Origin of the sequence: Streptomyces sp. ISL-66, from assembly GCF_018614135.1 — a bacterium.
Classification (GTDB): domain Bacteria; phylum Actinomycetota; class Actinomycetes; order Streptomycetales; family Streptomycetaceae; genus Streptomyces.
Genome location: NZ_JAGGOW010000058.1, coordinates 20,891 through 27,727, shown reverse-complemented (window position 1 = coordinate 27,727; position 6,837 = coordinate 20,891). Strand labels below are relative to the sequence as shown.

The 6,837-nt window shown below is 73.7% G+C and carries 4 protein-coding genes, 1 tRNA gene and 1 pseudogene; 5 read left to right on the top strand and 1 reads right to left on the bottom strand.

The features are described 5' to 3' along the window. From J7E97_RS12650 to J7E97_RS12630, 5 genes and pseudogenes are all read left to right on the top strand, one after another. Positions 1-617: pseudogene (locus tag J7E97_RS12650) on the top strand (DNA polymerase III subunit gamma and tau); the annotation flags it as partial. Positions 618-677: 60 nt separating this feature from the next. Then, positions 678-1,931: a phosphoribosylamine--glycine ligase gene (gene purD / locus J7E97_RS12645; RefSeq protein WP_215025968.1), complete on the top strand. Its 1,254-nt coding sequence runs from the start codon at positions 678-680 to the stop codon at positions 1,929-1,931. 310 nt (positions 1,932-2,241) lie between these two features. Continuing rightward, positions 2,242-3,969, top strand: coding sequence for a hypothetical protein (locus tag J7E97_RS12640; RefSeq protein ID WP_215025963.1), 1,728 nt, complete (start codon positions 2,242-2,244; stop codon positions 3,967-3,969). 194 nt (positions 3,970-4,163) lie between these two features. Beyond that, on the top strand, positions 4,164-5,642 hold the full coding sequence (locus J7E97_RS12635; RefSeq protein WP_215025960.1) for a N,N-dimethylformamidase beta subunit family domain-containing protein: 1,479 nt from the start codon (positions 4,164-4,166) through the stop codon (positions 5,640-5,642). An 89-nt stretch (positions 5,643-5,731) separates the two neighbouring features. After that, on the top strand, positions 5,732-6,634 hold the full coding sequence (locus J7E97_RS12630; protein ID WP_215025958.1) for a phosphoribosylaminoimidazolesuccinocarboxamide synthase: 903 nt from the start codon (positions 5,732-5,734) through the stop codon (positions 6,632-6,634). Between the two features lie 130 nt (positions 6,635-6,764). Here the strand turns inward: J7E97_RS12630 and J7E97_RS12625 are convergent. Continuing rightward, positions 6,765-6,837 (bottom strand) — tRNA-Gly (locus J7E97_RS12625).

The following is a 6,837-nucleotide window of genomic DNA, read 5'->3' as shown; positions in this document are numbered from 1 at the left end:
CGCCCGCCCCGGCGGGCGCCGGCCCGACGCCCGGCACGGCCGCCGGCGCCGGGCAGGTCCAGGCGATGTGGCCGTCCGTCCTGGAAGCCGTCAAGAACCGCCGCCGCTTCACCTGGATCCTGCTCAGCCAGAACGCCCAGGTCGCCGGCTTCGACGGCACCACCCTCCAGCTCGGCTTCCCCAACGCCGGCGCCCGTGACAATTTCGCGAGCAGCGGCAGCGAGGACGTGCTCAAGGCGGTCCTCGCCGAGCAGTTCCAGGTCAACTGGAAGATCGAGGCCGTCCTCGGCGGTGGCGCCCAGCCGACGGGGCCCGTCTCCGCCTCGTCCTACGGGGCCCCGCCCGCGCCCGCCCACAGCCCGCCGCCGGCCCAGCAGCCCCCGGCCGCCCCCCAGCAGGCGCAGCCCCCGCAGCAGCAGACCCCGTACCAGCAGGCTCCGTACCAGCAGTCCGCGCCGCAGCAGCCCCCGGCGCGGCAGGCGCCCCAGCCGGTCGCGCCCGAGGACGACGTGCCGGAGGACGACGACCCCGACCTCGTCGACTCGGCGCTGACCGGGCACGAGCTGATCGTGCGCGAGCTCGGAGCCACCGTTGTAGAGGAATATACGAACGAGTAGGCGGGCCTCCTTGGTGGCCCGCACGAAAGAGAATCCGGAGCGCGGGCTACCCTTCATGCCGTGAAGGTCCTCGTCATCGGCGGCGGCGCCCGCGAACATGCCCTGTGCCGCTCTCTGTCCCTCGATCCCGACGTCAACGCGCTGTACTGCGCTCCAGGCAACGCCGGCATCGCCGAGGTGGCCGAACTCCGCCCGGTCGACGCCCTCGACGGTGAAGCCGTCGCCCGCCTCGCCACCGAGCTCCGCGCCGACCTGGTCGTCGTCGGCCCGGAGGCCCCGCTCGTCGCCGGGGTCGCCGACGCCGTCCGCGCGGCCGGCATCCCGGTCTTCGGCCCGTCCGGCGAAGCGGCGCAACTGGAGGGCTCCAAGGCCTTCGCCAAGGACGTGATGGCCGCGGCCGGCGTCCCGACGGCGCGCAGCTACGTGTGCACCACCCCGGAAGAGGTGGACGAGGCCCTCGACGCCTTCGGCGCCCCGTACGTCGTCAAGGACGACGGCCTCGCCGCCGGCAAGGGCGTCGTTGTCACCGACGACCTGGCCGCGGCCCGCGCCCACGCGCTGAGCTGCGACCGCGTCGTCATCGAGGAGTTCCTCGACGGCCCCGAGGTCTCCCTCTTCGCCATCACCGACGGCGTCACCGTGCTCCCGCTCCAGCCCGCGCAGGACTTCAAGCGCGCGCTCGACGGCGACGAGGGCCCCAACACCGGCGGCATGGGCGCGTACTCCCCGCTCCCCTGGGCCGACCCGAAGCTCGTCGACGAGGTCATGGCGAGCGTCCTGCAGCCGACCGTGGACGAACTGCGCCGCCGCGGCACCCCCTTCTCCGGGCTGCTCTACGCGGGCCTCGCGATCACTTCGCGCGGCGTGCGGGTCATCGAGTTCAACGCCCGCTTCGGCGACCCCGAGACGCAGGTGGTCCTGGCCCGGCTGCGGACCCCGCTCGCGAGCGTGCTGCTGAATTCCGCCAACGGCACCCTGCACACCGAGCCGCCGCTCAGCTGGCGCGAGGACGCGGCCGTCACCGTCGTCATCGCCTCCCACAACTACCCGGAGACCCCGCGCACCGGGGACCCCATCGAGGGCCTGGCCGAGGTGGCCGAGCAGGACGCCCCCGACGCGTACGTTCTGCACGCCGGGACCCGGCGCGAGGGCGACGCGGTCGTCAGCGCGGGCGGCCGCGTGCTGTCGGTGACGGCGACCGGTTCCGATCTGGCAGAGGCCAGGACGAGGGCGTATAAGGCCGTCGCGCGGATCAGGCTCGACGGCTCGCAGTACCGCACGGACATCGCGGCCAAGGCCGCCGAAGGCGCCTGAGCGCCGCCGACCAGCGGGATCTCACGGACGCGGGTCCGGCACGCACCTGGTGCGGCCGGGCCCGCGGGCGTATCCGCGTGCGAGTGCATCCCGCCGCGTTCGAACGCACCCACCTTTACCCAAAGCCATTCCATCGGGTGATCGTCCCCCCGTCCGCCTGACGGCCGGGCCCGCCCCAACTATGGTGCGGCGCAAGCATTCCGGCTCTCATTCCGGCACTTGGCCCACCGGCATTGCGATGTCAGTGGCTGGTGTCACAGTGGGGGAGTGAGCAACGCCGCCGCAGGGCAGAGGGGGGTGAGGTCCGGCCGTGTCCGGAACAGGTTCGATCGCTGAAGCGGGCACACCGTCCGCACGTTCCCGCGCCTTGGCAGTGCTGCGCGTGCGCAGCAGGGCCCTGGCCGTCGGGCTGCTGCCCGCCGCCCTCGCGGTGGTGCTGGTGGCCGCCCGGATGACGGGCCGCCTCGTCGGCGACCCATGGCCGGCGGTGACCCTCGCCGTGTGCCTGGTCGCCGCGGTCGTCCTCCTCGTCGGCGGGACCTTCGCCGCCGTGGTCCTGCGGGCGAGTCCCGCCGTGACCCCGACCGTGCCGCTGTCGGAGGCCTCCGCCCCCGATCTCTACCGGCTCGTACGGGACCTGGCGGACCGGATGGACGTCCCGGCGCCCTCCGCGATAGCCCTGACGCCCGACTGCGACAGCTGGCTCGAGGACCGCACCCACCCGGCCCACCGCCGTGCCCGCACGCGCATATCGAGCGGGGCCGCCGGAGCCGGTGGACCGTCCGGGCCGATCGGTCCGGAGTCGGAGCCCGGCGCCGCGCCCGTCCTCGTGATCGGCTCGCCGTTCCTGTGGTGGATGCGCGTCGCGGAGCTCCGCGCCGTGCTCGCGCCCGTCGTCGCCGGTACGGGACCGTCCGCGCACCCGGACATAGCCGACGCACGCGGATTCGTCCGCGGCCTCGACGCCGCCGTGGACGTGGGCAACCGTCGCTTCCTCGGCTGGATCGCCGCCCCCGCCCGGCTGCTGCTGCGGCTGTGCCGGGTCGACGCCGCCGAGATGGAGCGCGGGGTCGCCGCCGCCGCGTCGGATCGCGCACAGGCTGTGGACTACGGGCTGCGCATCGTCGCCCAGGAGCAGGTCGGGCTGGCGTACGCCGGCTGGGACCGGCTGCTGACCCGCGTCGCGCTGCCCGCCTGGCGGATGGGCCGCTGGCCCGCCCGCCTCGACGCGGGCGTGGTCTCCGCGCTGACCGAGCTGTCCCGGCGCGACCGGCTGGCCGACGGGTTCACCTCGCGGCTGGGCGAGCGCCCGGCGTGCGATCTGCTGGAGCAGCCGGGGGTGGTGGACGAGGCCGCCTCGCTGCTGGCCGCGCGACTGTTCCACGGAGGCCCCGCCGAGGCCGGGCCGGACTGGTCCCCGGTGGACTGGGCGGCGTACCCGGAGGAAGTCGTCGACCGCAAGTGGCGCACGGAGGCCGCCCGGCTGCTGGCGGCACTGGACGCCCTGTCCGCGCCGGCCGCTTCCACGGTGGAGCGGGTGCTGTCGTACCTCTCGTCCCCGGCCACGACCGACGGCGGGACCCAGAAGGGCGCCCCGGCGGGCGCCACGGCCGTGACCCCGGAAACAGCCGAGGACATCCAGCCCGGCACACAGCCCGGCACACAGCCCGGCACGTCGAGCCGCGCCGACGCACTGGCCGGGCGGCTGAGCGGGGACCTCGCGCGGGAGGCCGTACCGGCCGAGACCGCGCGCGGTGCGAACGCGGTGCCGCTGTTCCCCCTGGAGGCACCGCGCAGCGGCCGGGACCTGCTGGCGGACCACGTGCTGGCGCTGGTGTGCTGCGCGGCGGTCGACTTCGCCGGAGCCGCCCCCGGGCTGGACTGGCTGGACGGTCCCGTGCTGCTGGTCGGGGGAGCCCGGCGTGCGGACCTCGCGCCGCGGGTGCTCTCGCTCGTGGAGGACGGCGACTCCGGGCCCCTGCGGGAGTGGCTCGCCGAGGTCGGAGTCCGCCCGGAGAAGCCGGTCCGGCTGGTCTAGTGCCGTGGCCGGAAGGTTTGCGGTGCCGGGCGTCACGATCCGGTGAACCCGGTGAACCCGGTGAACCTTTCGGGCGAAGGGTGAAGGTCTGGCCGTCGGCTGAACTTTTAGCGACGAAGGGTGACGGACTGCGTGCGTTATGTGATGTGCTGGGACCGGTCGTGGCGTTCGGGGGAGCGAGGGAGGGGAACGGTGTGAGTGCGGAGCAGATCCGGCGCTGGGAGTCAGGTGCGCTCGCGCACGCGGTGACCGACCCCTTCGGACAGGGCCCCCTGCCGTGGTTCCGGGGCAGCGAGCTCTACTACGACGACCACGGACAGGTCGTCCCCTGGTACGTCGATCCCGCGCTCGCCTCCGGGCAGATCCCCCGGGCCCGGAGCAACGGCGGCCCCCGTACCGCCGATGACGTGCACCGGCAGATCAAGGGGTTCACCTCCACCGGAGCCGTCACCCCGGGCGAGGCCATCGACTTCCACATCACCGTGGACCCGCCGCAGCAGTTCTCCGTCGACGTGTACCGCATCGGGCACTACGGCGGCGACGGCGCCTCCAAGATCACCACCAGCCCCCGGCTCTCCGGCATCGTCCAGCCCGCGCCCCTCACGGCCGACCGCACCGTCTCCTGTCACCACTGGTGGCAGTCCTGGCGGCTCCAGGTCCCCTCCTACTGGAGCGTCGGGGCGTACGTGGCCGTGCTGACGACCGCCGACGGATACCGCTCGCACATCCCCTTCACGGTGCGGGACGAACACCCGGCGGACCTGCTGCTCCTGCTCCCCGACATCACCTGGCAGGCCTACAACCTCTACCCGGAGGACGGCCGGACGGGCGCCAGCCTCTACCACGCCTGGGACGAGGAGGGCCGGCTGCTCGGCGAGCGCGACGCCGCGATCACCGTCTCCTTCGACCGTCCCTACGCCGGCGCCGGCCTGCCCCTCCACGTCGGCCACGCCTACGACTTCATCCGCTGGGCCGAGCGCTACGGCTACGACCTGGCCTACGCCGACGCCCGCGACCTGCACGCCGGCCGCGTCGACCCCACCCGCTACCGCGGCCTGGTCTTCCCCGGCCACGACGAGTACTGGTCCGCCCCCATGCGCCGCACCGTCGAGCGCGCCCGGGACCACGGCACCTCGCTCGTCTTCCTCTCCGCCAACACCATGTACTGGCAGGTCGAGCTCTCCCCCTCCCCGTCGGGTGTCGACGACCGGCTCCTCACGTGCCGAAAACGCCGCGGTCCCGGCCGCTCCAGCCTCTGGCGCGAAGTCGACCGCCCGGAGCAGCAGTTGCTCGGCATCCAGTACGCGGGCCGGGTCCCGGAGCCCGCTCCCCTCATCGTGCGCAACGCCACGCACTGGCTCTGGGACTCCACCGGCGCCTGCGAGAACGACGAGCTGCCCGGCCTGGTCGCCGGTGAAGCCGACCGGTACTTCCCGCGCACGCAGCTCCCCGAGCACCAGAGCCGGATGCTGCTCGCGCACTCCCCGTACGAGGACGGCGAAGGGCACCGCCGCCACCAGGAGACCTCGCTCTACCGGGCGCCCAGCGGCGCGCTCGTCTTCGCCTCCGGCACCTTCGCCTGGTCCCCGGCCCTCGACCGCCCCGGGCACGTGGACGAGCGGGTGCAGCGGGCCACCGCCAACCTCCTCGACCGGATCTGCAAGCGGGACTGACCGGGGGCCCCGCCCGGACCCGTTGTCCCCGCACGCGGAGCGGTGCGGGAGAATGGGACCGCGCTCGTACAGAACCACAGGGAGACTCCGTGCCCGGATTCGTCGAAAAGCCCGAGCCGGTGCAGGTGCCCGGCCTCGTCCACCTCCACACCGGCAAGGTCCGCGACCTCTACCGCGACGAGGACGACAACCTCGTCATGGTCGCCAGCGACCGCATCTCCGCCGCCGACTGGGTGCTGCCCACCGAGATCCCGGACAAGGGCCGGATCCTGACCCAGCTCTCCCTGTGGTGGTTCGGCCAGCTCGCGGACCTCGTCCCGAACCACGTCATCAGCACCGAGCTGCCCGCCGGCGCCCCCGCCGACTGGGCGGGCCGCGCCCTGGTCTGCCGGAACCTCCACATGGTCCCCGTCGAGTGCGTGGCCCGCGGCTACCTGACCGGCTCCGGCCTCGCCGAGTACAAGCAGACCCGTACGGTCTGCGGCCTGGCCCTGCCCGAGGGCCTCGTCGACGGCTCCGAGCTGCCCGGCGCGATCTTCACCCCGGCCGCCAAGGCCGAGGTCGGCGAGCACGACGAGAACGTCTCCTACGAGGAGGTCGCGCGCACCGAGGGCGCCGAGACGGCGGCGCTGCTGCGCCAGACCACCCTCGCCGTGTACGGCCGGGCCCGGGACATCGCCCGCGACCGCGGCATCATCCTGGCGGACACCAAGTTCGAGTTCGGTTTCGACAAGGACGGCACCCTGGTCGCCGCCGACGAGGTGCTGACCCCGGACTCCTCGCGCTTCTGGCCGGCCGACCTGTGGGAGCCGGGCCGCAGCCAGCCGTCCTTCGACAAGCAGTACGTCCGCGACTGGCTGGCCTCCCCGGCCTCCGGCTGGGACTCGAAGGGCGAACTCCCGCCGCCGCCCCTCCCGCAGGAGGTAGTGGAGCGGACCCGCGCCAAGTACGTCGAAGCCTACGAGCGGCTGACCGGCCAGCACTGGGCCTGAGGCCGAACCGGGAAGGGGCCCCGCACCAGGGGCCCCGACCGGGGCCCGGGAGCCCGCGCCTCCAGTCCCCCCGGAGCCGGAAACGAGAGAAACCCCCCGGTCCGAGGACCGGGGGGTTTCTTCACTACAGAGCGGACAACGCGACTCGAACGCGCGACATCCACCTTGGCAAGGTGGTGCTCTACCAACTGAGCTATGTCCGC